Below are 25968 nucleotides of genomic sequence, written 5' to 3'. Positions count from 1 at the left end.
GCGCGATCTTACCCTGATTTCTACCGGTATTTAAGAAACTATCCAGCGGCCCCGGATGCGATGACAGAAGCGTGAGGCGTATTCCGGGTTAGAGGCCCAACAGGACGGAAGCGAAATTTTCGTTCCCTCCGCCGCCGAAGAGGAGCTGGACGAGGACCAGCAGCAGCGCCGCGGCACTGGCGAAGATCAACCCGTCGACCCGATCCATGACGCCGCCGTGCCCCGGGATCAGCCGGCTCGAATCCTTTACACCGAAGCGGCGCTTGACGAAGGATTCGAACAGGTCACCGATCTGGCTTGCCACGGAGAGCAGCAGCGCCACGGTCGGGATGCGCACATCGTCGAGCGAGAAATGCGCCATGAAGACGGCGACGCCCGCGAGAACGCCGCAAACCGCGCCACCGATCGCCCCCGACCAGGTCTTGCCGGGCGAAATCGCCGGGGCCAGTTTCGGGCCACCGACCGCCCGCCCGACGAAATAGGCGAAAATATCCGTTCCCCAGACGACGGCGAACACGAAGAGCATGGCGATCAGCCCCAGATAGTCCGCACCGCGGATGGCCGCCAGCGATATGCCCGTCAGTCCGGCATAGGCGACGCCAGCCGGCAGCCACCGACTCGTCTTCTTGACGAGCACCCAAAGCGCGGAGAGGACAACGCTGCCGACCAGCACCGGCAGGCTATAGGGCATATAGTCCATCAGCACCAAGGCGGCGATGACGACCTGCGAAAGCCACCCCACGGCATTGCCCTGAAAATCCTGCTCGGCAAGCTTCGTGATCGTCGACCATTCATAGTAGACGAGCAGACCGATCGCGACGGAGAGAAGCTGGAAGGCAAAGCCACCTGCCCAGGTGGCACCGAGGGTTACCGCGGCGAGCACAAAACCCGATGCGATGCGAAGCTTGAGTTCTGTCTGCATCAGGACCCGACCGCCAGTGTCGGCTGCGGCAGCCCGCCGAATCGGCGTTCGCGGGCGGCGTATTTCTCGATTGCGGCGATGAATGTGTCGCGCGTGAAATCCGGCCAGAGTTCGGGCACGAACAGCAACTCGGAATAGGCCCCCTGCCAAAGCAGAAAGTTGGAAAGACGCTCCTCGCCGCTCGTCCGAAGAATGAGATCGGGGTCGGGAATGCCTGCCGTGTCAAGCGACGCCGCGATCCGGTCGGCGGTGATATCGTCCGGCCGAAGACGGCCCGTGGCCACCTCCTCTGCGAGACGCCGCATCGCTCTCGCCAATTCGTCACGTGCGCCGTAATTGAATGCGATCACCAGGGTGATCCCGGTGTTGGCACTCGTCGTCTCTTCGGCCTCGATCAGGAGCGGCAGGATGTCGCCGCTCAAATTGGCGCGATCACCGATGACGCGGATACGGACATTCTCGCGATGAAGGTCGGCGAGATCCCGCCGGATGAAGGCCTTGAGCAAGCCCATGAGGTCGCTGACCTCGTCTTCCGGCCTGCTCCAGTTCTCCGAGGAAAACGCGAAGAGCGTCAGATAGCGGATGCCGAGTTCGGCGGCCGTCTTGACGGCACCGCGTACCGCCTCGACGCCTTTGCGGTGTCCCATCGTGCGGGGCAGTCCACGCGCGTTCGCCCAACGACCGTTGCCGTCCATGATGATGGCGACGTGCGCCGGCACGTTTGTGGAAACGAATTCTTGCATGGGCTGTCCGAAACTAGAGACTCGATTTTCCGCGGTCAGACCTGCATGATTTCCTTTTCCTTCTCCGCGAGCAAGCGGTCGATCTCGGAAATCACTTCGTCGGTCATCTTTTGTACCCGCTCGGACTGAGCACGGCTCTCATCCTGGCCGATGTCACCATCCTTTTCGGCTTTTTTCAGGCCGTCCATACCGTCGCGGCGGACGTGGCGCACGGCGACTTTGCTCTTTTCGGCATAGTCATGCGCGACCTTGACCAGGGATTTGCGGCGCTCCTCGTTCAGTTCCGGCAGCGGAATGCGCAGGTTCTGGCCGTCGATGATCGGGTTGAGGCCCAGGTTGGACTCCCGTATTGCCCGATCCACGGCGCCGACCATGGTCTTGTCCCAAACGGAAACCGAGAGCATCCGCGGCTCCGGAACCATAATGTTCGCGACCTGGTTCAGCGGCATGCGCGAACCGTAAGCTTCGACGGTCACCGGATCGAGAACGTTTGCTGAGGCGCGGCCTGTACGCAGCGATGCGATGTCGTGCTTGAAAGCGGCGATCGCTCCGTCCATGCGGCGCTTCAATTCCTTCAGCTCCACACCTTCACTCATGGTTCAGACTCCCATTCTTGAACTCGAGGGCCGTTTGCGCCTCTTCAGATTATCAACTATCCGACACGATGGTGGCGCGGCCGCCACCGGTCAATATGTCCGCGAAGCCACCCTTCTCGTGGATCGAGAATACAACGATCGGAATGGCATTTTCCCGCGCCAGCGCCACGGCGGCAACGTCCATGACGGCGAGGCCCTTTTCGAGAACCTCACTGTGGGTGAGCCGATCGAAGCGCGTCGCCAGCGGGTCCTTTTTCGGATCGGCGGAATAGATGCCGTCGACCTGCGTTCCCTTGAAGATCGCCTCGGCGCCCATTTCCGCGGCACGGAGTGCCGCCGCAGAGTCCGTCGTGAAGAAGGGGTTTCCGGTCCCGCCGGCGAAGATCACGACGCGGCCCAGCGACAGATGGTAGAGCGTGGCGCGCTGCGAGAAGCTCTCGCAGATCTCCGGCATGGCGATCGCCGACAGCACGACCGTATCGATGTCCTGCTTGCGCAGCGAGGTCGCAAGGGCAAGTGCATTGATGACCGTCGCCAGCATGCCCATGTGGTCGCCGGTGACCCGGTCGCCGCCCTTCGAGGCAACGGCGACGCCGCGGAAGATGTTGCCGCCGCCGACGACGACGCCGACCTCGACGCCCATGGCACGGGCCTCGGCAATGTCCGAAGCGATCCGATCGGCCACGGCCACATCGATGCCGAAGCCTTGGCTTCCCATCAAGGCTTCGCCGGAGGCTTTGAGAAGAACACGCTTATAGATTGGCTTGGCCGACATCATCACTCCTGAGCAGATCGGCACGCAAGCGCGACAGACGCGCACAGCGGCGTGAGGGCAAATCGTCTTGCGTGGTATCGACCGCCACTGGCACAGCCCCGGCGGGTCCACCGCAATAACGCATGCCGGATACACGAAGGGCATCGCGTTGTCACGCGATGCCCCCAGCTTTTCCCAATCGGAAAGAAGAAATCAACCCTTTGCGGCTGCTGCAACTTCCGCCGCGAAATCGGACTCTTCCTTCTGAACGCCTTCGCCGAGCAGCAGGCGCGCGATACCGGCAACCTCGATCGGCGCACCGACGGTCTTTTCGGCTTCCTTGATGGCTGCCTCGACCGTCTGGTCGGGGTTCATGACGAAGGCCTGCGACAGAAGTGCGACTTCTTCGAAGAACTTGCGCATGCGGCCGTCGACCATCTTCTCGATGATGTTGTCCGGCTTGCCGGAAGCGCGCGACTGTTCGATGAAGACGTTGCGTTCACGCTCGGCGACCGCCGGGTCGATCTCGCTCGGGCGGACGGCAAGCGGGTTGGTCGCGGCAACATGCATCGCAACCTGTCGGCCGATCGCGTTCAGCGCTTCCTTGTTGCCGGTCGACTTCAGGGCGACCAGGACGCCAAGCTTGCCGATACCGTCACCAGCGGCATTGTGGATGTAGGTCGCGACCACGCCGTCCTCAACCTTGAGCGCGGCAGCACGACGCAGCGTCATGTTTTCGCCGATCGTTGCGATGGCGTCCTTGACCGAGTCCTCGACGGACTTGCCGGTCGCCGGATAGGTCGCCTGGGAAACGGCTTCTACAGTGCCGTCCGTGCCGAGCGCGACATTGGCGATGCCGCGGACGAGGTCCTGGAAGGCATCGTTGCGGGCAACGAAGTCGGTTTCGGAGTTGATTTCGACAACGACGGCCTTGTTGCCGGCGCTCGCGATGCCGATGAGGCCCTCGGCAGCCGTGCGGCCGGACTTCTTGTCGGCCTTGGCAATGCCCTTGGCGCGCAGCCAGTCGATGGCGGCTTCCATATCGCCGTTGGTTTCGGCAAGGGCTTTCTTGCAATCCATCATGCCTGCGCCGGTCTTTTCGCGCAGATCCTTCACCATTGCGGCAGTAACAGTCATCTTCTTGCCTCTTTGTCTGTTTCGCTGGCGCGCCAACCGCGCGTGGCGCCGTGCCAGTAGGTTTGGCAGGGAATGGCCCTACAGTGTGACATCGTTATGACGCCGTCATCCGATGCTTGCGCGGGTAAGGGTGGCCCCAGCCGAGCCATTCCCTTGCTGAAAAGAACGAGGCCGTTCAGATTTTAATCCCAAACGGCCTCGTCCCGCTATTTCTGGGTCCGGCAGCTTAAGCTGCTGCGCCCGATCAGGCTTCGGACGATTCGTCGAGAGCCGGCTCGACCGGAACCTCGGCAGATGCGCCGAGGTCGCGGCCAGCAGCGCCCTGCTGACGGGCAATGCCGTCGATGGCAGCGCGGGCGATGAGGTCGCAGTAGAGAGCGACAGCACGCGATGCGTCGTCGTTGCCCGGGATCGGATAGTCGATCTGGTCCGGATCGCAGTTGGAGTCGATGACGGCAACGACCGGAATGCCAAGGCGCTTGGCTTCTTCGATCGCGATCGATTCCTTGTTGGTATCGATGATGAACATCAAGTCCGGCGTGCCGCCCATGTCACGGATACCGCCGAGGGCGCGGTTCAGCTTCTCGCGCTCGCGCTCGAGGTTCAGGCGTTCCTTCTTGGTGAAGCCGGAGGCTTCGGACGCCAGGATTTCATCGAGCTTGCGCAGGCGCTGGATCGAGTTCGAGATCGTCTTCCAGTTGGTCATCATGCCGCCAAGCCAGCGAGCATTGACGTAGTACTGGGCAGAGCGCTTGGCAGCGTCGGCGATGATCTCCGAAGCCTGGCGCTTGGTGCCGACGAAGAGCACGCGGCCGCCGTTGGCGACGGTGTCGCTGACGACCTGGAGAGCGCGCGACAGCATCGGCACGGTCTGGGCGAGGTCGATGATATGAACGTTGTTACGGTCGCCGAAGATGTACGGCTTCATCTTCGGGTTCCAGCGGTGCGTCTGGTGACCGAAGTGTACGCCTGCTTCGAGAAGCTGGCGCATGGTAAAGTCAGGCAATGCCATGCCTTTTTCTCCTTTTCCGGTTGAACCTCCGCAAGGCGTAGAGCGCATTCTTGATTGCGCCCACCGGCGGAACGATCCGGATGTCTCCCGGATAATCCCATGCCTCACGTGTGGAATGGCAGCCCCTTAGCCGCAACTGCTCGACAAATCAAGACGTGAAGCCTCTTTTTATCGCTCCCAAAGCTTGTCGCCGGTCGTAGGCCAACGAGCGATGCGCGGCTTGGGTGAGATGCGCTATTTGCACTCTTCCGCGTTGAAGACTTCGAGATCGGCAAGTTTGCCGGAGAGCACGAAGTCGCCATAGTCCATCGTCAGATCGCGCGTGACGCCGTTCTCGTAAAGCTTGAAGGACATGCGGTAGATGGGCAGCGCGTCGCCGCTCGCCTCGTCGTTGAAATAGGAAATCGTCACCGGCCAGGAGCTTTCGCCTGCCAGTTTCCCTGCCTTGCCGGCGTCCGCATCGTCGGGCGCAGGCTTGCTCGGCTTGCCGACGAAGGTCGAGGTGATCAGCGTCTTGTCGCCCGAGTCGGACCCGTCGAAGATACGGGATTCGAAGAAGGTCTCGCCACGCTTCGCCCGCTCGATCACCTCCAGCATGTGCTCGGTGGGAAAGCGGCTCTGGGCCAGCGCCACTTCGCGCTTGTCAGGTGCGGTGAGTTCGACCTTCACGCCGGACTTGTCGTCATGGGCGTTTCCACGCACCTCCTTGTCGAGCTTCTCGTCCGTGAAGGAACGCGTGAGGAAGCGGAAGCTCCTGTTCTTCAAGTCCTCGTAGGTGGTGGTCTGCTGGTCGGTCAGGCGAACTTCCTCGCCGGTGTCCACCTGAGTGACGAAGCGGAAGCTCACCGTATATCCCTCGCAGGCAGATCCGTTGAACTCATAGACCATGCGTCCATACATGCCGGTGATGCCGGAGCGATCGGAAGCATTCTTCAGTTCGAGATCATAGACAGCGCGGTGCGGCGCCAATGCACTCGCATAGGCAGCGCCCGCGACGGTCACGGCGGCGAGGCAGGCGCTCCCCAGAGTGAGAAGACCGAAGCCTTTTCGAAACATTCGTTTCCTCCTGTTGGACTCGCCGGCAATGGGTTAAACAAACATTCGGCAGAAGCGAGGCAGATCCGGTCCGCCTGTCCCGATCCTGTTTCCGCATGCAGGATTTTATCACAAAAGACAACAAGGGAGCCCTCCATGTCCGCAGAGATCGAAACGCGTCTCAACGAACTTGGTATCGTCATTCCACAGGCGGTCGCGCCGGTCGCCAACTACGTGCCTTACGCCATCACCGGCTCGACGCTCTACATCTCCGGCCAGTTGCCCATAGAAAGCGGCAAGGTCGCGGTGACGGGCCATGTCGGCAAGGATGTCGATGTTGCGGCTGCGCAGCGCGCCGCAGAGCTCTGCGCGATCAACATCCTGGCGCAGGCGAAAGCCGCGCTCGGCGGTGACCTCGGCCGTATTCGCCGCCTCGTCAAGATCAACGGATTCGTCGCCTCGGTTCCCGAATTCACCGAGCAGCACCTGGTTATCAATGGCGCGTCGAACCTTCTTGCCAACGTGCTCGGCGAAGCCGGCAAGCATGCGCGCGCCGCCGTCGGCATGGCTGCCCTGCCCTTCAATGCGGCGGTCGAAATCGACGCCATCCTCGAAATCGCCTGATCGGGGACGCTCCATGAAGGATATTTCCTGGCTCAAAGCCCAGCCGATCGCCCACCGCGGCTATCACGACATGAACCGGGAGGTGTGGGAAAACACGCTTTCGGCCTTTTCGCGCGCCGCGGAAGCGGGCTTTGCCATCGAGTGTGACCTGCAGTTCACAGCCGACAGCGTGCCGGTCGTCTTCCACGACCACGACCTGCAGCGCCTCTGCGGCATCAGAGGGGACGTTCGGGAGAAGACCGCCGGCGAGCTCGGCCTTTTGTCGATCGGCGGCACGAAGGACAAGGTGCCGACGCTCAAGCAGATGCTTCGCCTTGTCGACGGACGGGTGCCGCTCGTCATCGAACTCAAGGGGCGCAAGGGCGACGACGAAGGGTTTGCAGCGGCCGTGCTCGACACGCTCGAGGATTACAAGGGGCCCGTCGCGCTGATGAGCTTCGACCACTGGCTGCTGAAGGACCTGAAGGCCCTCGATGCCCCCTACCCCCTCGGCCTTACCGCCGACGGCATAGATCCCGAAAAATTCTTCGTGCACGAGGAAGCCATGCAGCTCGGGCTCGACTTCATCTCCTATTTCTACGGCGACCTGCCAAACCCCTTCATAACCAAGGAGCGCACCCTGGGCCGTACCGTCATTACCTGGACGGTGCGCGACGGCCGGGCCCAGGAGCACACTTTTGCCCACGCCGACCAGATGACCTTCGAGGGTTTCGATCCACGGGAGACCATGATTTCCTAGGCGCATGTCAGACGCGATCAACATCCGCATAGAGCATTCGTTCTCTTCGATCCCGCCGGCGAGCTGGAACAGGCTCGCAAGCGCCTCGAAGGACGTATCCGGTGTGCCCTATAATCCCTTCCTGTCGCACGCCTATCTGTCGGCGCTCGAAGAGTCGGGATCGGCGACGGCGGAAACGGGCTGGCTTGGCCAGCACCTGCTGATGGAGGATGCGGACGGTTTTCTGCGCGGTGCCCTCGTCTGCTACATGAAGAACCACAGCCAGGGCGAATATGTCTTCGACCACGGATGGGCGAACGCCTTCGAGCGCGCCGGCGGCCGCTATTACCCGAAGCTGCAATGTTCGATACCGTTCACGCCCGTGACCGGCCCGCGCCTGCTCAGCGCCGTAAGTGGTGATCCGCGGCCGGTGCGGGAGGCACTCGCCACCGGTCTCAAGGAACTCTCGCGCCGCCATGGCGTCTCCTCCGCCCACGTCACATTCGTGCCCGCCGAGGAGATGCCGATCTTCGAGCGGGCCGGGTTCCTGCACCGGACCGACCAGCAGTTCCATTTCATCAACGAGGGCTACGGCTCGCATGACGACTTTCTCGCCACGCTCGCGTCGCGAAAGCGCAAGGCGCTGAAAAGGGAGCGCCGAGCCGCCGTCGAGAACGGGATCACCATCGACTGGCTGACCGGCAGCGATCTCACCGAAGCCATTTGGGACCAGTTCTTCGCCTTTTACATGGATACCGGCGGGCGCAAATGGGGCCGGCCCTATCTGACCAGAACTTTCTATTCGCTGATCGGCGAGCGGATGACGGACGACGTTCTGCTGGTCATGGCCAGGCGTAGCGGCCGGTATATCGCCGGGGCGATCAATTTCATCGGCGGCGATGCGCTCTACGGCCGGCATTGGGGTTGCATCGAGGACCATCCCTTCCTGCACTTCGAAGTCTGCTATCACCAGGCGATCGACTTCGCGATCGCGAAGGGCCTGCGGCGCGTCGAAGCGGGCGCGCAAGGCGAGCACAAGCTGGCGCGCGGCTACATGCCAGTGACGACCCATTCGGCCCATTTCATTACCCATGCGGGCTTGGCAAGGGCCGTTGCGGACTACCTCGAGCAGGAGCGCCGCGACGTGGAAGAGACCGGCGAATTTCTTACGGAGCATGGGCCTTTCCGCAAGGGCGAGCGCCAACAAGACTGACCAGCAGCGGACCTCCGCGGCGAAGCAACAAGAGGAAACGACATGAGCGGCTATGACACCAGCAATATTTTCGCCAAGATCCTGCGCGGCGAAATTCCCTCGCACCGGGTCTACGAAGACGAAGCGACGGTAGCGTTCATGGACGTCATGCCGCAGGCGGAAGGGCATGTGCTCGTCCTGCCGAAGTCGCCATCGCGCAACATCCTCGATGCGGATCCCGCTACCCTGCCGGCATTGATCGCGACGGTCCAGAAGATTGCCGTCGCGGCCAGGGAGGCCTTCGACGCGGATGGCGTGACGATCATGCAATTCAACGAGGCCCCGGCCGGCCAATCCGTCTTCCACCTGCATTTCCACGTGATCCCGCGCCGGGAGGGCATGCCGCTGAAGCCGCATTCCGGAAAGATGGAGGATGGCGAGGTTTTGGCAGCGAATGCCGAGAGGATCCGGCGGGCGCTTTAGGCGCCATGCCTCCTCAGAAACCCAGCCACCATAGTCCGAAGGCGAGAACGGCGATCGCCGTCGCAATACCCGCCACCGGCTTCTGCCGCGCGAGAAAGAAGGCGATGGCGCCGACGGTGACGGCGCCCACCCGCAGCCACAGCGGCGATTGCGCCAGGACTCCGGTCGGATAGAGGATAAGCTTGGCGATCACGGCAGCAACCAGCGCCGTCGCGACCGCCCTCACCCAGTTCAATGCCTCCGAATCATCGCGGAGCCGCTTGCCGGCGAGCACTCCAAGCCAGCGCCAGAGATCGGTAGCGAGCCAACCGGCTATCGCGATGAAGGCATAGGCCCACCATCCGTCCGTCCAGGTCACGGGCGTATCTCCCGTCGCGACCGCCAGAGGCGCTCCGCGCCCCAGGCAAGCGTGCCGCCGCCGACGCCGGCCAAGAGGATGTCGAACTCCGGGGCGATCCAGTAAAACAGCGGCCCGGCAACGAGGCCGATCGCCAGCGCCAGATAGATGACGGGATGACGGGCCGAATGCCAGATCGAGGCGAGGAAGTAGACCGGCGTCAGGAAGAACAGGCAGCCTGCCACCAGCGGCGGAAACTCGGCGACAAGATGATAGACGACGCCGACCAGCACCATGTTCGCCGCAACCAGGGTGATGCCGAAGCCGGCGAAGAAGGCGACACGACGGTCTCGCGGCACCTTTGGCACGCGCTCCATCGCGAAGACCCATGCGGTAATGGCAACGAAATGCGACAGGAGCAGCAGCAGCCAGGTCGGCGTCTTCGAGCTGCGCAATTCCGGAACGAGCGCCGCGACCATCGGCATCAGGCGGACGGACGAGAGGCTGACGGCCAGGAACGCCGTCGCCAGGCTCGCGCCGCTCATGATCGAGCTGACGAGGATGACCTTCGCCGGCAAGGCCCAGACGATGCCGGTCATGAAGACCACCTGCTCCGGCGGAATGCCCGCCTGGACCGTCAGGGAGCAGAAGCCGACGAAAGAAAGCATCAGAATGACGGCGGGAAGGCTGAAAATCCCCCTCGCACCCGTCAGAAACCAGGCAAGCGTTGAGCGTTCGTCTTCGACATCATCCATGAAAATCACGCGGAATGGGGAGCGCCCCTCAACAAGACGGTGCCGGGTGAAGCCACCCGGCACCGTCAGGCGAAAATCGCGATTGCGCTATTTCTTGCGCGGGACCTTGGGAACCGTTCTTCCCTTCAGCGGAGCCGCCTCCGAAGCGGCCTTGGCGGCCTTCTTCGGCTTCGGTTTCGGACCCGCCTCGGCGCCAACGGTCTCCTTCTCTTCCGATTTCTTCGACTTGGCGCTCTTGCCGCCAGGCCGCGACACTTCCGCCTTCGGCTTGATCGGTGCGGTCTCCGGCACGGCGTCGAGGATCAGCCCCTTGGTGCCGTCCTCCTTCGTGCCGATCGTCACCTTGACGACGCCGCCCTTCTTGAGCTTGCCGAAGAGGATTTCGTCGGCAAGCGGCTTCTTGATGTTTTCCTGGATGACGCGCGCCAGCGGCCGCGCCCCCATCTTCTCGTCGTAGCCCTTGTCCGCAAGCCAGGCGATTGCCTCCGGCGCGAGGTCGAAGGTGACGTTGCGCTCGGCCAGCTGCGTTTCGAGCTGCATGACGAATTTCTGCACGACCTGATGGATGACCGGTGTCGGCAGCGAGTTGAACGGAATGACCGCATCGAGCCGGTTGCGGAATTCCGGCGTGAAGAGCTTGTTCAGAGCCTCGATGTCCTCGCCCTCGCGCTTCGACGAGCCGAAGCCGATCGCCGGCCGGGCCATGTCGGAGGCGCCCGCATTGGTCGTCATGATCAGGATGACGTTGCGGAAGTCGATCTTCTTGCCGTTATGGTCGGTCAGCGAACCGTGATCCATCACCTGCAAGAGGATGTTGAAGAGATCCGGGTGCGCCTTCTCGATCTCGTCGAGCAGCAGCACGCAGTGCGGATGCTGGTCGACGCCATCGGTCAGGAGACCGCCCTGGTCGAAGCCGACATAGCCGGGCGGTGCGCCGAGCAGACGGGAAACCGTGTGCCGCTCCATGTACTCCGACATGTCGAAGCGCAGCAGTTCGACGCCGAGCGACGTGGCCAGTTGTTTCGCCACTTCCGTCTTGCCGACGCCGGTCGGGCCGGAGAACACATAGCAGCCGATCGGCTTGTTCGGTTCGCGCAGTCCGGCGCGTGCGAGCTTGATCGACGAGGCGAGTGCCTCGATCGCCAGGTCCTGCCCATAGACGACCGACCGAAGCTCCTTCTCGAGGTTGGCAAGAACGGCTTCGTCGTCCTTGGACACCGACTTCGGCGGAATGCGGGCCATGGTAGCAACCGTCGCTTCGATCTCTCTTTCGGTGATCAGCTTGCGGCGTTTGTGCACGGGCAGAAGCATCTGCGCCGCACCCGATTCGTCGATGACGTCGATTGCCTTGTCCGGCAGCTTGCGGTCATTGATGTAGCGGGCCGAAAGCTCGACGGCCGCCCGGATCGCCTCGTTCGAATATTTGAGGTGGTGATACTCCTCGAAATAGGGCTTCAGCCCCCGCATAATCTCAATCGCGTCGGCAACCGTCGGCTCGTTGACGTCGATCTTCTGGAAGCGGCGGACGAGGGCCCGGTCCTTCTCGAAGAACTGGCGATACTCCTTGTAGGTGGTCGAACCGATGCAGCGGATCGAGCCGGACGAGAGCGCCGGCTTCAGGAGGTTGGATGCATCCATCGCACCGCCCGATGTCGCGCCGGCGCCGATCACCGTATGGATCTCGTCGATGAAGAGGACCGCGCCGTGGTATTCCTCGAGTTCCTTGACGACCTGCTTCAGGCGCTCTTCGAAATCGCCGCGATAACGCGTACCGGCGAGCAGCGTCCCCATGTCGAGGGCAAAGATCGTGGCGTCCTGAAGTGCCTCCGGCACCTGCTTTTCGACAATGCGCTTGGCGAGACCCTCGGCGATCGCCGTCTTGCCGACGCCTGGATCCCCGACATAGAGCGGGTTGTTCTTTGACCTGCGGCAAAGGACCTGGATGGTGCGGTTTACCTCGGCGTGCCGGCCGATCAGCGGGTCGATCTTTCCGGACTTGGCCTTTTCGTTCAAGTTGACACAGTAAGCCGTCAGCGCATCCTGCTGCTTTTTCGGACCGGTTTCCTCGCTCTCGCGCGGTGCCTTCTGCTCCGACTCCTGATCTTCTGCGCCCCGCACCTGCCGCGACTCCGAACTGCCGGGGCGCTTGCCGATGCCGTGCGAGATGAAATTCACCGCATCGTAACGCGTCATTTCCTGCTCCTGCAGGAAATAGGCCGCATGGCTCTCGCGCTCGGCGAAGATGGCGACGAGCACATTGGCTCCCGTCACCTCTTCACGGCCGGAGGATTGCACGTGGATGACGGCACGCTGGATGACGCGTTGGAAGCCGGCAGTGGGCTTGGAGTCTTCATCATAGCCGGTGATCAGATTGGACAATTCGTTGTCGACATAGTCCGTCACGGTCTTGCGAAGTGTTTCCAGATTTACATTGCATGCGCCCATCACGGCCGCCGCATCGGCATCATCGATCAATGCCAGCAGCAGGTGCTCGAGCGTCGCATATTCATGATGGCGCTCGTTGGCAAAAGTCAGTGCCTGATGCAGCGCCTTTTCGAGGCTGGGCGAAAATGTTGGCACGTTAGTTCCTCATTTCTTTTCCATGACGCATTGCAACGGATGCTGATGCTGCCTGGCGAAATCCATTACCTGCGTCACTTTGGTTTCGGCGACTTCGTAGGTAAAGACGCCGCATTCTCCAACGCCGTGGTTGTGGACATGAAGCATAATGACCGTCGCTTGTTCCCGGTCCTTCTGAAAAAACCGTTCCAGGATATGGACGACGAACTCCATCGGCGTGTAATCGTCATTCAAAAGCAGAACGCGGTACAAACTCGGCTTCTTGGTCTTCGGCTTGGTGCGTGTGATAACGGACGTGCCACGACTGGGGCCGCCTCCGTTTCCTTCGCTTCCCTGCTGCATCCGGACCGGCATGGCGATCATTCTGTTTCATTCCCTTGACAGCCGCAATCCATGAAGGTGGCTGCGGCCTGCTTGCCTTTATCTAATGGTTCGTTCTTGGATTTTAAGACCGAACCGACGCACTGCAATCATATTCGCACGGCCAAGCACAAGATTGATCAAATTTCTTCGGCCATTGTGATTGGCATTATGCCTTGTCCCAAACTGTCGATGCGGCTCGATAAATGGAGCAGCCGAGAACAAGAAGGCCGGCCGCGGCAACCGCGACCGGCCTTCTTGCGATAGCGATGGTCTATATCGTCAGGCGGCGGCAGCAGACTTCACGGCTGCGGTTGCCTTGGCGACCGGCGCCTCGTAGGGCTTGTAGGCGTCCTTGGCGAGATCCGCATACATCTCACCGATCTTCGATGCTTCGGCGACGAAAGCCTCATAGCTCGACTTCAGATAGTTCGTCTGAAGTTCGAAGGCTGCTTCGAGGCTCTTGGCACCCGACAGCTTTTCGAGATGGGCGATACCGTCTTCGAAGGACTTCTTCGAGTAGTCTGCTGCTTCGGTCGCAATGGCCTGATAGCCCTTGGTCAGCGCCGAGTAGCTCTTCACGGCCACGTCCAGTGCTTCCTTGCTTTTCTTGTTTGCGTCGTCGAAATTAAACATCAAGCTTCTCCTTGTGGGCGGTGGGCAAGCGTCAGTCTAGGTGCACTGCACAAAAAGTCAAGTTCAGTGTGCGATGCAATAAAACACAATTCTTGCAACGACTTGATGAAGATCCGGCCGCGACCGACCATTTTCTGTAAAAATATGACTTTATAAGAAAAAGCCGGCCCGTTGCTCAGGGCCGGCTTAAGTGAATGATGGAGCGCGCAGTTGTCGATCGACCGCGCGGCGTTCCGATCACAGGTCCACGTCGAGGATTGCCATCGAGAAACTATAGGAAAGCTCGCCGTCTTCCTCGTCGCGAAATATGACGCCAAGGAATTCATCGCCAAGGTAAACCTCCGCGGATTCGTCCTTCCTGGGACGAGCCTTGACGACCATCGCGGGATTCAAAGTGCGCTTGAAATAGGCCTCAAGCTTGCGGATTTCTTCGGGCTTCAAATCTCTTCTCCGTATCCGGTTGATTTGCGGCGCTTCTCGCATGCGGCGTTGCCAGGTGTAAACCCACACGCCGGCGCGCACTCATGAAGATGATAGCGAATAGCCGTAACGCATTGGATTATCGCTGAGATTTTTCCGCGCGCGCCCTCAGATATCGAAGCTCGCCAGGATCTGGTCCATCTGCCGCGAGGGCTCGGAGCATCCAGCCTCGCCGACCACCTTGGCGGGAACGCCGGCCACCGTCGTCTTCGGCGGAACCGCCTTCAGCACGACCGATCCGGCCGCCACCCGCGAGCAATGGCCGATATGGATATTGCCGAGGATTTTCGCCCCGGCGCCGATCAGCACGCCGTCGCCGATCTTCGGGTGCCGATCGCTGCCCTCCTTGCCGGTGCCGCCAAGGGTCACGCCGTGCAGGATCGATACATTGTCGCCGATGACCGCCGTTTCGCCAACGACGAGACCCGTCGCGTGGTCGAGGAAGATGCCGCGCCCGACGCGCGCGGCCGGGTTGATGTCGGTCTGGAAGACGCTCGAGGAGCGGCTCTGGAGATAGAGGGCGAAATCCTTCCTCCCGCGGGTCCAGAGCCAGTGGGCGAGCCGGTGCGTCTGGATCGCGTGGAAGCCCTTGAAATAGAGCACGGGCTCGAGGAACCGCGTGCAGGCCGGGTCGCGGTCGTAGACGGCCTGGATGTCGACGCGCAGGATCGTGCTCCATTCAGGCCAATCCTCGAGCATTTCCAGGAAGGTCTGGTGGAGCAGATTGGCCTGCAGGTCGGGATGGTCGAGCCGCTCGCAGATCCGGTAGACCACGCTCTCTTCCAGCGAATGCTGGTTGACCACCGTCGAATAAAGAAAGGCGGCAAGCATCGGATCGCGCTCGGCTGCCAGGCGCGCCTCTTCGCGCAGGCTGTCCCAGATGGGGTCGACCGCTTTCAGCGGTTCCGTGTGGCGAAGTTCGGTCTTGGCGACCATAGTCGCGCTCCTTCCTGTCAACATAGCCTGGTCAATCTATTGCCCGCGCTGCCCCTTATATAGGGCAATTTCCGAACGACATAAATGGGCTCGCAGGGTTTCAGTCGGCGATCGCTACGAGCCTATGCGCGACCGACCTCGCCGAAAAACTCAAGAACCGCCTTTTTGAAGACGCGGTCGCCGACCGCCAGCATATGGTCACGGCCCGGGATATCCAGCGCCCGGGCCTGCGGCATCAGGGCGGCGAGTTCCAGCGCCGATCCGGCGACATCATCCTTGGTGCCGACCCCGATCAGAACGGGCACATCGATGCGCCCGACATCCTCGGCGGAGAGCAGGTCGCGCGAGGTCGAAATGCAGGCGGCAAGTGCTTGACGGTCGCTTTTCGTCTGGTCGGCAAAGGCGCGGAACATGCGGCCGCGCGCATGCGTCACGTCTTCGAGCGACGGCGCCAGCAGCGCATCGGCAATCGGATCCCAATCCCCCACCCCGGTCACCATGCCTATTCCGAGACCGCCGAACACGAGCGAGCGGACGCGATGCGGGTGATGCAACGCCAGAAATGCCGAGACGCGCGCGCCCATCGAATAGCCCATGACATGCGCCTCGCCGATGCCAAGATGGACGAGAAGGGCGGCGGCGTCGCCGGCCATCTGGTGCGGATGGTAGACCGAGGCGTCATAAGGCTTGCTGCTTGCGCCGTGACCGCGATTGTCGAACGCGACGACCCGATAGCCGGCATCGCCGAGCGTCTTCAGCCAGCCGGGATAAACCCAGTTGACGTTGGCGCTCGAGGCAAACCCGTGAATGAGCAGCACCGGATCTCCCGACGGGTCGCCCTCGTCGAAATAGGCGATTTCCAGGTCGTCATGCGTGAAGCGCGAGAATGGCGGAGGGGTCAAATCCATGGTTTTCCCAGACATCGATCGTTTTCGCCGCAAAACTAGGCGGGAATGGTATGGCCGAAAACCCCCGCCCCGGCAAAAACCACAAGCGCGTCGTGATTGTTGCTACACATTTGCACCAAAGCTCACTATGGTGCCGGCAAAATCGACACCAGACTTGCATTCATCGGAGTACGACATGGCCGGCCACAGCATCCCCCATTTCCAGAATGACGGCGGGCACCAGGTCATCGAGATCGGCGTCAAGGAATTCATGTGCACCGGCGCATCCGTTCCCTTCGATCATCCCCATATCTTCATCGACATGGGCGACGACAACGAAAAGGTCTGCTCCTATTGCTCGACGCTCTATCGCTACAATGCGAGCCTGAAGGCGACCGAGACAATCCCGCCGGGCTGTCTCTTCGAGACCAAGGCCGCCTGACCAACCCGAGCTGCTGGCGCGACGCCGATGCAAAAGGCTGAACCGGTCGCGATCGTTGGCGCCGGCATTGCCGGACTGACAATGGCGCTGTGCCTTGCGCGGCACGGGATTCCTGCAGATGTTTTCGAGCAGGCGGACGCCCTGGACGAAGTGGGCGCCGGGCTGCAAGTGTCGCCGAACGCCTCGCGCATCCTGATGGAACTCGGCCTGCTCCCTGCGCTTGAGGACGTGTGGAGCGAACCAGACTCGATCGCGCTTGTCGACGGACGCACGCTGCGATCGCTCGCGGAAGTTCCAACTGGTGCCAAAGCGAGGAGCCGTTGGGCGGCCCCCTATGGGGTGCTGCATCGCGCCAGTCTGCAGAAAATCCTCCTGGACGCCGTACGATCGGAGCCACACTGCCGTCTCCATCTGGAAACCCGAATTGCTGGTGATCCGGCCGCTGCGGTTGGGGAAGCGGTCGGACGCCGTCCTTCCGTGGTCATCGGCGCCGATGGTCTCTGGTCGCAGGCAAGAACCGCGATCGCCGGGGCCGGCACCGTCCGGTTCTCGGGCAATATCGCCTGGCGGCTGTTGCTGCCGCGCGCCGAAGCGTCCGCCTACCTTTCGGCAGATCGCGTCACTGCCTTCCTTGGGTCAAAGGCGCATTTGGTCGCCTACCCGCTCCGCGAGATCGACGGCTTCAATCTCGTCGCGATTGTTGGTGGCAAGCCGGCCGGGGCCGTCTGGACAGGCAAAGACTCTAGGGAAAGACGACGCGAATTTGCCGTTGCTTTCGAGACCTGGCACCCGGATTTGCATTCAATGATCGAAAGCGCCGCGTCAGCCACCTATTGGCCCCTGTGCACCGTCGACGAGGGGGCTTGGCACAATGGGCGAGACCTTGTCCTCATCGGCGACGCCGCCCATGCAATGACGCCCTTTGCTGCTCAGGGTGCAGCGATGGCAATCGAGGATGCCAGCGAACTGGCGTGTTGTCTTGCCGAATGTGTCGACGCTCCGGCCGCGTTCGGTCGGTACGAGCAGGCGCGCCGGGCTCGGATTTCCCGGGTGCGCAAACGCGCGGCCTTCAACCGTTTCGCCTATCACGCCCGTGGGCCGGTACGGGTCGCGCGAGACTTGGTCCTTGCTCTCAAGGGACCGGAAGCGCTCGCCGCCGATCTCGACTGGCTCTATGGATATGGCGCCTCGGGCCGCCAGAAGGCATAGGCGGCAGGCGGCAAACGTTCTCCGCCTGCACCGCACGGCCTCTTCATCGCTCAGACGGCGTTGGCCGCAGCTAGTCCCGCTTCGATGTCGCGTCGCAGGTCGGCAACATCTTCAAGGCCGATCTGCAGCCGGATGACCGGGCCTCCGGACGGAGCCTTGGCGACCTTGCGATCGGAGAGGTTTGCATGGAGCGCGAGGCTCTCAAAGCCGCCCCAGGAATAGCCAAGGCCGAAGAAAGACAGCGCATCGAGGAAGGCATGCGCCTTCGCCTTGCCTGTTTCCGGCTCGGCCTTCAGGACAAATGAGAAAATGCCGCTCGCCCCGCCAAAGTCGCGCTTCCAGAGCTCGTGCCCGGGGAAGCTCGGCAGAGCCGGATGCAGCACCTGCGCCACCTCTTCACGACTTTCGAGCCAACGGGCAATCGCCAGCGCGCTTTCCTGGTGGCGCTCGAGGCGAATGCCCATGGTCCTGAGGCCACGCAGGATCTGGTAGCTGTCGTCCGGCGAGACGCAGACGCCGAGCGTGACCATCGCCTCGGTCAGGGCCGGCCAATGCGTCGCGTTGGCGGAAACGGTCCCAAGCAGTACGTCCGAGTGTCCGGACGGGTATTTGGTCGCCGCGTGGATGGACACGTCGACGCCGTGGTCGAGCGGCCGAAAGTAGAGCGGCGTGGCCCAGGTGTTGTCCATGGTGACGACACAGCCGTGGCGGTGGGCGGCATCGGCAATGGCCCGGATATCCTGCATCTCGAATGTGTTCGAGCCCGGCGCCTCCGTGTGCACCAGCCGCGTGTTCGGTCTGATCAGGCTCTCAATGGCAGCACCGATCATCGGATCGTAATATTCGACCGTAACGCCCAGGCGGGTCAGCATCGTGTCGCAGAAATGCCGGGTCGGGAAATATACCGAATCGACCATCAGGGCGTGGTCACCGGAGGAAAGATAGGCGAGAAAGGGCACCGTGACGGCGGCGAGACCCGAAGGCACGAGAATCGTTCCGGTGGCTCCCTCAAGTTCGTTGATTGCGTCGCAGAGCGCATCGGTCGTCGGCGTGCCGCGCGTGCCATAGGTGTATTTCTGCGCCCGCGTTTCCATTGCCTTGGCATTCGGGAACAGCACGGTGGAGGCGTGGACCACCGGCGGATTGACGAATCCATGGAAGTCGGAAGGATTGTTGCCGGTGTGCGCGAGGCGGGTGTTGATGCCGATCTCGCCACGCGCGTTTATTTTGTCTGCCATTTTAACGAATCCGCCGTTGAAAACTCGATGGAAACTCATCGAACGCGGCACGGGTGGGGTCAAGGAAAAATTCGACGCCGCGGCGTTAAGCTCCCAAATGCGTACATCTGACGGTTTTTTATCCAGAAGCGGACGATTTCCGGCAGAATCTGCTTAAAGTTCTGGCGAATTTTCAGTTTTTCACATGGAAAATCAGAAAATCAGCAACATCACTTGACCCTCATGGATTTTGAGCATGAGATAGATTGCACTCATGCCAGGAGGGTGGCTGAGGCTGCACGCGCCGACAGAACGCACGGTGCAGACGGGAACTTACGAACAACCGAAAAGGTTCAAAAAATGGCAAGAAGAATTCTGACAGCTCTTTTTGGCGCTGCTGTCATGGGGATTGGCGCACAGGCGGCATCGGCCGCGACCCTTGACGACGTGAAGGCCAAGGGCTTTGTCCAGTGCGGCGTGAACACCGGTCTCGCCGGTTTCGCAGCCCCTGACGCATCCGGCAACTGGAGCGGTTTCGACGTCGATTATTGCAAGGCGATCGCTGCAGCGGTTTTCGGCGATGCCACCAAGGTGAAGTACACGCCGACCTCCGCGAAGGAGCGTTTCCCGGCGCTGCAGTCCGGCGAAGTCGACGTGCTCGCCCGCAACACGACCTGGACCATCAACCGCGACACGGCGCTCGGCTTCAACTTCCGCCCGGTCAACTACTATGACGGCCAGGGCTTCATGGTTCGCAAGAGCCTCAACGTGAAGTCCGCGCTCGAACTTTCCGGCGCAGCCGTCTGCGTCCAGACCGGCACGACGACCGAGCTGAACCTCGCCGACTACTTCAAGACCAACAACCTGCAGTACAACCCGGTCGTCTTCGAGAAGCTCGAGGAAGTGAACGCCGCTTACGACGCGGGCCGTTGCGACGTCTACACGACCGACCAGTCCGGCCTCTATTCGCTGCGCCTCACCCTCTCCAAGCCGGACGATCACATGATCCTGCCGGAGATCATCTCGAAGGAGCCGCTCGGTCCGGCCGTCCGCCAAGGCGACGACCAGTGGTTCGATATCGTCACCTGGGTTCACTATGCCCTGATCCAGGCCGAGGAATTCGGCGTCACGCAAGCCAATGTCGAGGAAATGAAGAAGTCGCCGAACCCTGACGTTCAGCGCTTCCTCGGCGTCGAAGCCGACAGCAAGATCGGCACGGACCTCGGGCTCACCAACGAGTGGGCGGTCAACGTGATCAAGGCCGTCGGCAACTATGGCGAAGTCTTCGACCGCAACATCGGTGCAGGCAGCCCGCTGAAGATCGAGCGCGGCCTGAATGCGCTGTGGAACAAGGGCGGCATCCAGTACGCTCCGCCGGTTCGCTGATCGGTTCGAAAACAGCGGAGGGGCGGCATGCCGCCCCTCCGCCGCAACGATAAGAACGCCCAACAAGGGCGGATTGGGGAAAGAGGCATTGTATGGCCATTGGCGTTACCAACGCGCCTGAGAGAAGCAAATCCTCCGGATCGATAATAAACGATCCACAGGTGCGCGGGATCTTCTACCAGGCAGTCACCATCATCATTCTGGCGGTTCTCGTCTATTGGATCGTTCAAAACACGGTCGAGAACCTGCAGCGCGCGAACATCGCATCCGGCTATGGCTTTCTGAACAGCCGGGCGGGCTTCGATGTCGGACAATCACTGATCGCCTTCACGAGCGATTCAAGCTACGGCCGCGCTCTGGTCGTTGGTTTCGTCAACACACTGCTGGTGGCGGTCACCGGTATCATCACGGCAACCATCATCGGCTTCATCGTCGGTATTGGACGTCTGTCGCACAACTGGATCATCGCCAAACTCTCGCTCGCCTACGTCGAGGTGTTCCGCAACATTCCGCCGCTGTTGGTTATCTTCTTCTGGTATAGCGGCGTTCTGGCGATCCTGCCCCAGGCGCGGGAGGCGCTCGCCCTGCCGTTGGACATCTATGTCAGCAATCGCGGCGTCGCCTTCCCGAGAGCTATCTTCGGAGAGGGCTCCCAATATACGCTGTTCGCATTGATCATCGCCGCCGTCGCAAGCGTCGTCTTCGCCCGCTATGCCCGGCAACGGCAAGAGGCAACCGGTCAGCGGCTGCCCGTTTTGTGGATCGTACTCGGCTTGCTCATCGGTCTACCGCTGATAACTTTCCTTGCAACCGGAGCTCCGCTGACTTTCGACATTCCGATCGCCGGCAAGTTCAATCTGACGGGCGGTTCGGTCGTCGGACCGGAATTCATATCACTCTTCCTCGCGCTTTCGTTCTACACGGCAGCCTTCATTGCAGAGATCGTTCGGGCGGGCATCCGGGGGGTCTCAAAGGGGCAGACGGAAGCGGCTCACGCACTTGGCATCCGTCCGAGGCTGACGACCCGTCTGGTCGTCGTGCCGCAGGCAATGCGCATCATCATCCCACCATTGACCAGCCAGTATCTCAACCTCACCAAGAACTCATCGCTCGCGGTGGCCGTCGGCTATGCGGATCTCGTCGCCGTTGGCGGCACGATCCTCAACCAGACCGGACAGGCGATCGAAGTCGTCAGCATCTGGATCATCGTCTATCTCAGCCTGAGCCTCGCCACCTCGCTGTTCATGAACTGGTACAACGCCCGCATGGCGCTGGTGGAGAGGTGAGATCATGAGCACGAATCAAGCAGCTTTTGTCCGCTCCTCCATGGTCGACGCTTCGCCTGCCCCGGCACTGGAAAGCGGCGTTGTCTCGTGGCTGCGGAAAAACCTCTTCGCAACACCGAAGGACACCGTTCTGACGATCATCAGCCTGCTCATCCTGGCATGGCTGGTGCCGCCTGCAATTCAGTGGCTCTTCATCGACGCGGCCTGGACGGGGGGCGGTCGTGGCGTCTGCGCCACCCTCTCCCAAGGAGGTTCGCAGCCGGACGGCTGGAGCGGCGCCTGCTGGGCCTTCGTCAATGCGAAGTTCGGACAATTCGTCTTCGGCCGCTATCCGCTCGAGGAACGCTGGCGCCCGGCTCTGGTCGGAATCCTGTTCGTCCTGTTCCTTGTGCCGATGTTGATCCCCAAGATCCCCTACAAGGGATTGAACGCGATCCTTCTGTTTGCCGCGTTGCCGATCGTCGCCACCATCCTGCTTCCCGGCGGCTGGCTCGGCCTCGTCTATGTCGAGACGGCGTTCTGGGGTGGCCTCATGGTCACACTTGCCCTGTCTTTCGTCGGTATCGCGGTTTCATTGCCGCTGGGCATTCTGCTGGCACTCGGCCGGCGGTCCGACATGCCGGTGATCAAGATGCTCTGCACGGTGTTCATCGAGATCGTGCGCGGCATTCCGCTGATCACGGTACTGTTCATGGCAAGCGTCATGCTGCCGCTGTTCCTGCCGCAGGGCGTCACTTTCGACAAATTCCTGCGGGCGCTCATCGGCGTGTCGTTCTTCGCTTCGGCTTATATGGCGGAAGTGGTGCGCGGCGGTCTGCAGGCCATTCCGAAGGGCCAGTATGAGGGCGCCGATTCGCTGGGTCTCAGCTATTGGCAGAAAATGAACCTCATCGTCCTGCCGCAGGCGCTGAAGCTGGTGATCCCGGGCATCGTCAATACTTTCATCGGCCTGTTCAAGGACACGTCACTCGTCTCGATCATCGGCATGTTCGATCTGCTCGGCATCGTTCGCTTCAACTTTACCGACGCAAACTGGGCTACCGCCGTAACGCCGATCACCGGCCTGATCTTCGCGGGCTTCGTATTCTGGCTTTTCTGCTTCGGCATGTCGCGCTATTCAGGCTTCATGGAACGCCTGCTCGACAAGAGCCAACGATAAAAGGGGAAACATATGGCAAACACTGCCGCTGCATCGAAAATGACCGTATCGACGACGGATGTCGCGATCGAAATCAGCAATATGAACAAGTGGTATGGTGACTTCCACGTCCTGCGCGACATCAATCTCAAAGTGATGCGCGGCGAACGCATCGTCATTGCCGGCCCGTCGGGGTCCGGCAAATCGACGATGATCCGCTGCATCAACCGGCTCGAGGAGCACCAGAAGGGCAAGATCGTCGTCGACGGCATCGAGCTCACCAACGACCTGAAGAAGATCGACGAAGTGCGCCGCGAAGTGGGCATGGTCTTCCAGCACTTCAACCTCTTCCCGCATCTGACGATTCTGGAAAACTGCACGCTCGCACCGATCTGGGTGCGCAAGATGCCGAAGAAGGAAGCCGAGGAAATCGCCATGCATTTCCTCAAGCGCGTCAAGATCCCCGAGCAAGCCCTCAAATATCCGGGCCAGCTCTCGGGCGGCCAGCAGCAGCGCGTCGCGATCGCCCGCTCGCTGTGCATGCGGCCGAAGATCCTGCTGTTCGATGAGCCGACCTCGGCGCTCGACCCGGAAATGGTCAAGGAAGTGCTCGACACCATGGTCAGCCTCGCCGAAGAAGGCATGACGATGCTCTGCGTCACCCACGAAATGGGCTTCGCGCGCCAGGTGGCCAACCGCGTCATCTTCATGGACCAGGGCCAGATCGTCGAACAGAATTCGCCGGCCGAGTTCTTCGACAATCCGCAGCACGAACGCACCAAGCTGTTCCTGAGCCAGATCCTGCACTGATTTGGGCAGACAGATGCCAACGCAAACGGCCCGCCTGAACAGGCGGGCCGTTTTCAGTTCAGAGACCGTGACTTAATTGCCCCTCTCCTCGGGTTTAACCCGAGGACTAACCCTCTCCCCTCAGGGCGGGGAGAGGGGACTGTTGGGGCACAGCGTTCCCGCGAGTCCCCTTCTCCCCGCTTGCGGGGAGAAGGTCGCGGCAGCGGGATGAGCAACTGTGTTTTTTAGCTAAGCGTAGGCTGCCACGATTGGCCGTTGCGCAGCATGGCGCCGAGGATGGTGAGGATCTTGCGGGCGATGGCTATGAGTGCGACCTTCGGCTTCTTACCGGCAGCAAGCAGGCGCTGGTGGAATGCCTTGAGCAGCGGATTCGCGCGGCAGGCGGTCAGGGCCGCCATGTAGAGCACGCCGCGCACCTCGGCACGGCCGCCCCAGATGCTGCGCCGGCCGCGGAAGACGCCGGTGTCGTGGTCATAGGGCGCCAGACCGACAAGCGCGGCGATCTCGCGCCTTGATGCCTGGCCGAGCTCCGGGGCGAGCGCCAGCAGCGTGTGGCTGAGAACCGGCCCGGCACCCTTGAAGGACTGGATCAGCCGATCCTTTTCGGCCAGCCCGGCATCGCTGGCGACGAGCTCGGCCAGGCGCTTCTCCAGCAACAGGATGTTGGCCTCGATGCTGCGCAGGCGGCGGGTAAAAATGCGCCGGACCACCGGGTCGCGCACCTGATCGAGCTGGTTCTTGAGGCTGACCTTGTCGTCGCTGAGCTGCCGGCGGGCGCCGACCAGTTCGGCGAGCTGCTCGCGCAACGGATCGACGCGCATCTCCCGCGTCGGCATGTCGGCGGTGTAGCGGGCGATGACCGCCGCATCGAGGCGGTCGTTCTTGGCCAGCCTGCCGAGCGCACGAGCGAAGTGACGCAGCTTGTGCGGGTTGACGTTCCTGACCGGTAGGCCAGCCTTTTGCAACGCCTGTTTCGGGCCGCGCTCGTAGCCGCCGCTCGGCTCCAGCCCGACCGCCCGTACCTGGCGGCGCTTCAACCGCTTAACAAGCTCCGCCCAGCCGGCCGCGTCGTTATCGACGCGAAAGCTCTCGCCGGTTTGCAGCACGGCAACGTCCAGCCATCCCTTGGCAACATCGATTCCAACCACCAGACCGTCTTCGACCATCTTTCGTCCCATCCTTGCGGTTCGGGGGCCTTGCCCCTTGCAACTGTTCGGGTTCTAAAAGAAGGCGGTCGGGCCCCAGCTCATCCACGGGTTAGGCTCCTGAGGGGCGACGGGCTCTCGGCCGCCGTCACGGAGCGCAGGCGCGCCTGCGCTCCGTGACGGAAACACAATCGCTGATTCGCGACACACAAGGGGCAGACACTGTCGTATACAACCCCACTCAGAGCACCGGCAGCGCCGGCCGCTTGGCAAGCGCGGATTCGATGATACCTTCGACCCGCTTACGCTCTCCGCCGGCGAGCGGCAGGCGCGGGGCGCGGACGCGATCGTTGGAATCGATCGCGAAGACCTCGGCGAGCTTGATGTTCTGGACGAGGTTGGTGGAGACGTCGAGATCGAGCAGCGGACGGAACCAGCGGTAGATCGCCCTCGCCTCTTCCAGACGACCGGCCTGGGAGAGTTTCCAGATCGCAACCGTCTCCTTCGGGAAGGCGACGACAAGGCCGGCGACCCAGCCGTGGGCTCCCATCAGCAGGCTTTCGAGCGCCAGGTTGTCGACGCCGGTGAAGCAGTCGAAACGCTCCCCGAAGCGGGTCAGCACGTCGGTGACGCGGCGGATGTCGTCGGTCGACTCCTTCATCGCGACGACGAGTTCGTTCCTGGCGAGTTCATCGAACATCGCAAGCGTCACGTCGACGCCATAGGCGACCGGATTGTTGTAGACCATGATCGGCAACCCGCCGGCGGCGGCGACCGCCTGGACGTGAGCGAGCGTTTCCGCCGGCGAGGACTTGTAGGGCACGCCTGGCAGAACCATCAGACCGTCGGCCCCGGCCTTGGCTGCCGCCCTCGCCGCAGCCTCGCCGCGCCGCGTGGCGCTTTCACAGATGGTCATCAGCACCGGCTTGCCGCTGGCGACCGACTTTGCAATCTTCAGGATCTCGACCTTCTCTTCCGCCTCCAGCGTCATGTTCTCGCCGAGAGAACCGCAGACGATCATGCCGTCGACGCCTGCGTCGAACTGCAGCGCGAAGCAGCGCTCCATCTCGGCCTTGTCGAGATCGCCCTCAGTCGTGAATTTTGTCGTTACTGCCGGAAATACGCCGCGCCACATGGCAAGCCTCCTT

Annotated in this window: 28 protein-coding genes; 10 read left to right on the top strand and 18 right to left on the bottom strand. The window is 61.8% G+C overall.

What is annotated here, in order from left to right; genetic code table 11:
- Positions 1-88: 88 nt before the first annotated feature.
- From NGR_RS17965 to NGR_RS17935, 7 genes are all read right to left on the bottom strand, one after another.
- Positions 89-922 carry a phosphatidate cytidylyltransferase gene (locus tag NGR_RS17965; RefSeq protein ID WP_012707895.1) on the bottom strand — a complete coding sequence of 278 codons (834 nt, stop codon included), beginning with the start codon at positions 920-922 and terminating at the stop codon, positions 89-91.
- Complete coding sequence (locus NGR_RS17960) at positions 922-1665, bottom strand: isoprenyl transferase (protein WP_012707894.1); 744 nt, start codon at positions 1663-1665, stop codon at positions 922-924. The genes NGR_RS17965 and NGR_RS17960 overlap by 1 nt, the downstream gene beginning before the upstream one ends.
- A 35-nt stretch (positions 1666-1700) precedes the next feature.
- A complete protein-coding gene (gene frr, locus NGR_RS17955) occupies positions 1701-2261 on the bottom strand; it encodes a ribosome recycling factor (RefSeq protein ID WP_012707893.1) in 561 nt (186 codons plus the stop codon).
- A gap of 52 nt (positions 2262-2313) precedes the next feature.
- Complete coding sequence (pyrH, locus tag NGR_RS17950) at positions 2314-3036, bottom strand: UMP kinase (RefSeq protein WP_164924291.1); 723 nt, start codon at positions 3034-3036, stop codon at positions 2314-2316.
- A 192-nt stretch (positions 3037-3228) separates the two neighbouring features.
- Entirely contained in the window at positions 3229-4152 is a 924-nt protein-coding gene (gene tsf / locus NGR_RS17945; RefSeq protein ID WP_012707891.1) for a translation elongation factor Ts, read from the bottom strand.
- Positions 4153-4396: 244 nt separating this feature from the next.
- Positions 4397-5164 carry a 30S ribosomal protein S2 gene (rpsB, locus tag NGR_RS17940; protein ID WP_012707890.1) on the bottom strand — a complete coding sequence of 256 codons (768 nt, stop codon included), beginning with the start codon at positions 5162-5164 and terminating at the stop codon, positions 4397-4399.
- Between the two features lie 234 nt (positions 5165-5398).
- Positions 5399-6220 (bottom strand): cell envelope integrity EipB family protein, encoded by an 822-nt coding sequence (locus NGR_RS17935; RefSeq protein ID WP_012707889.1) that lies wholly within the window; start codon positions 6218-6220, stop codon positions 5399-5401.
- A gap of 135 nt (positions 6221-6355) precedes the next feature.
- Between NGR_RS17935 and NGR_RS17930 the strand changes: the two genes are divergently transcribed.
- From NGR_RS17930 to NGR_RS17915, 4 genes are read left to right on the top strand one after another with little or no spacing between them, the layout of a single operon-like run.
- Positions 6356-6823 carry a RidA family protein gene (locus NGR_RS17930; protein WP_012707888.1) on the top strand — a complete coding sequence of 156 codons (468 nt, stop codon included), beginning with the start codon at positions 6356-6358 and terminating at the stop codon, positions 6821-6823.
- Between the two features lie 13 nt (positions 6824-6836).
- A complete protein-coding gene (locus NGR_RS17925; RefSeq protein WP_012707887.1) occupies positions 6837-7562 on the top strand; it encodes a glycerophosphodiester phosphodiesterase in 726 nt (241 codons plus the stop codon).
- Between the two features lie 4 nt (positions 7563-7566).
- Entirely contained in the window at positions 7567-8754 is a 1188-nt protein-coding gene (locus NGR_RS17920) for a GNAT family N-acetyltransferase (protein ID WP_164924290.1), read from the top strand.
- A gap of 42 nt (positions 8755-8796) precedes the next feature.
- Entirely contained in the window at positions 8797-9216 is a 420-nt protein-coding gene (locus tag NGR_RS17915) for an HIT family protein (RefSeq protein ID WP_012707885.1), read from the top strand.
- A 13-nt stretch (positions 9217-9229) separates the two neighbouring features.
- Here the strand turns inward: NGR_RS17915 and NGR_RS17910 are convergent, their stop codons facing one another.
- The 8 genes from NGR_RS17910 to NGR_RS17875 form a co-directional block, all read right to left on the bottom strand.
- A complete protein-coding gene (locus tag NGR_RS17910; RefSeq protein ID WP_432654029.1) occupies positions 9230-9574 on the bottom strand; it encodes an AzlD domain-containing protein in 345 nt (114 codons plus the stop codon).
- On the bottom strand, positions 9571-10308 hold the full coding sequence (locus tag NGR_RS17905; RefSeq protein WP_012707883.1) for an AzlC family ABC transporter permease: 738 nt from the start codon (positions 10306-10308) through the stop codon (positions 9571-9573). The genes NGR_RS17910 and NGR_RS17905 overlap by 4 nt, the downstream gene beginning before the upstream one ends.
- A gap of 87 nt (positions 10309-10395) precedes the next feature.
- Complete coding sequence (gene clpA, locus NGR_RS17900; RefSeq protein ID WP_012707882.1) at positions 10396-12888, bottom strand: ATP-dependent Clp protease ATP-binding subunit ClpA; 2493 nt, start codon at positions 12886-12888, stop codon at positions 10396-10398.
- Between the two features lie 9 nt (positions 12889-12897).
- Positions 12898-13251 carry an ATP-dependent Clp protease adapter ClpS gene (gene clpS / locus NGR_RS17895; RefSeq protein WP_012707881.1) on the bottom strand — a complete coding sequence of 118 codons (354 nt, stop codon included), beginning with the start codon at positions 13249-13251 and terminating at the stop codon, positions 12898-12900.
- 279 nt (positions 13252-13530) lie between these two features.
- Positions 13531-13884: a phasin family protein gene (locus tag NGR_RS17890; RefSeq protein WP_012707880.1), complete on the bottom strand. Its 354-nt coding sequence runs from the start codon at positions 13882-13884 to the stop codon at positions 13531-13533.
- Positions 13885-14121: 237 nt separating this feature from the next.
- Positions 14122-14325, bottom strand: a complete 204-nt coding sequence (locus NGR_RS17885; protein ID WP_037393466.1) for a DUF3126 family protein — start codon at positions 14323-14325, stop codon at positions 14122-14124.
- A gap of 147 nt (positions 14326-14472) precedes the next feature.
- Positions 14473-15300, bottom strand: coding sequence for a serine O-acetyltransferase (gene cysE / locus NGR_RS17880; protein WP_012707878.1), 828 nt, complete (start codon positions 15298-15300; stop codon positions 14473-14475).
- A gap of 122 nt (positions 15301-15422) precedes the next feature.
- On the bottom strand, positions 15423-16208 hold the full coding sequence (locus tag NGR_RS17875; protein WP_164924289.1) for an alpha/beta fold hydrolase: 786 nt from the start codon (positions 16206-16208) through the stop codon (positions 15423-15425).
- Between the two features lie 175 nt (positions 16209-16383).
- Between NGR_RS17875 and NGR_RS17870 the strand changes: the two genes are divergently transcribed.
- Together NGR_RS17870 and NGR_RS17865 are read left to right on the top strand one after the other, a co-directional pair.
- A complete protein-coding gene (locus NGR_RS17870) occupies positions 16384-16629 on the top strand; it encodes a zinc-finger domain-containing protein (protein WP_164924288.1) in 246 nt (81 codons plus the stop codon).
- Positions 16630-16656: 27 nt separating this feature from the next.
- Positions 16657-17838 carry an FAD-dependent monooxygenase gene (locus NGR_RS17865; protein WP_012707875.1) on the top strand — a complete coding sequence of 394 codons (1182 nt, stop codon included), beginning with the start codon at positions 16657-16659 and terminating at the stop codon, positions 17836-17838.
- 50 nt (positions 17839-17888) lie between these two features.
- Here the strand turns inward: NGR_RS17865 and NGR_RS17860 are convergent, their stop codons facing one another.
- Positions 17889-19076, bottom strand: coding sequence for a cystathionine beta-lyase (locus NGR_RS17860; RefSeq protein WP_012707874.1), 1188 nt, complete (start codon positions 19074-19076; stop codon positions 17889-17891).
- 339 nt (positions 19077-19415) lie between these two features.
- Between NGR_RS17860 and NGR_RS17855 the strand changes: the two genes are divergently transcribed.
- The 4 genes from NGR_RS17855 to NGR_RS17840 all read left to right on the top strand — a co-directional run bounded on the left by NGR_RS17855 (position 19416) and on the right by NGR_RS17840 (position 23675).
- Positions 19416-20441, top strand: coding sequence for an amino acid ABC transporter substrate-binding protein (locus tag NGR_RS17855; RefSeq protein WP_012707873.1), 1026 nt, complete (start codon positions 19416-19418; stop codon positions 20439-20441).
- 92 nt (positions 20442-20533) lie between these two features.
- Positions 20534-21727: an amino acid ABC transporter permease gene (locus tag NGR_RS17850; RefSeq protein WP_012707872.1), complete on the top strand. Its 1194-nt coding sequence runs from the start codon at positions 20534-20536 to the stop codon at positions 21725-21727.
- 4 nt (positions 21728-21731) lie between these two features.
- Positions 21732-22886, top strand: coding sequence for an amino acid ABC transporter permease (locus NGR_RS17845; RefSeq protein WP_012707871.1), 1155 nt, complete (start codon positions 21732-21734; stop codon positions 22884-22886).
- 12 nt (positions 22887-22898) lie between these two features.
- The gene (locus NGR_RS17840) at positions 22899-23675 is read left to right on the top strand and encodes an amino acid ABC transporter ATP-binding protein (protein ID WP_012707870.1); all 777 of its coding nucleotides are present in this window, start codon (positions 22899-22901) and stop codon (positions 23673-23675) included.
- Positions 23676-23899: 224 nt separating this feature from the next.
- Here the strand turns inward: NGR_RS17840 and NGR_RS17835 are convergent, their stop codons facing one another.
- Positions 23900-24841: an IS110 family transposase gene (locus tag NGR_RS17835; protein WP_012707869.1), complete on the bottom strand. Its 942-nt coding sequence runs from the start codon at positions 24839-24841 to the stop codon at positions 23900-23902.
- A gap of 220 nt (positions 24842-25061) precedes the next feature.
- The gene (locus NGR_RS17830; protein WP_012707868.1) at positions 25062-25955 is read right to left on the bottom strand and encodes a dihydrodipicolinate synthase family protein; all 894 of its coding nucleotides are present in this window, start codon (positions 25953-25955) and stop codon (positions 25062-25064) included.
- Between the last annotated feature and the right edge of the window lie 13 nt (positions 25956-25968).

Source organism: Sinorhizobium fredii NGR234, assembly GCF_000018545.1.
In the GTDB taxonomy this organism is placed as follows: Bacteria; Pseudomonadota; Alphaproteobacteria; order Rhizobiales; family Rhizobiaceae; genus Sinorhizobium; species Sinorhizobium fredii_A.
This window is presented reverse-complemented; position numbering and strand designations above follow the sequence as displayed.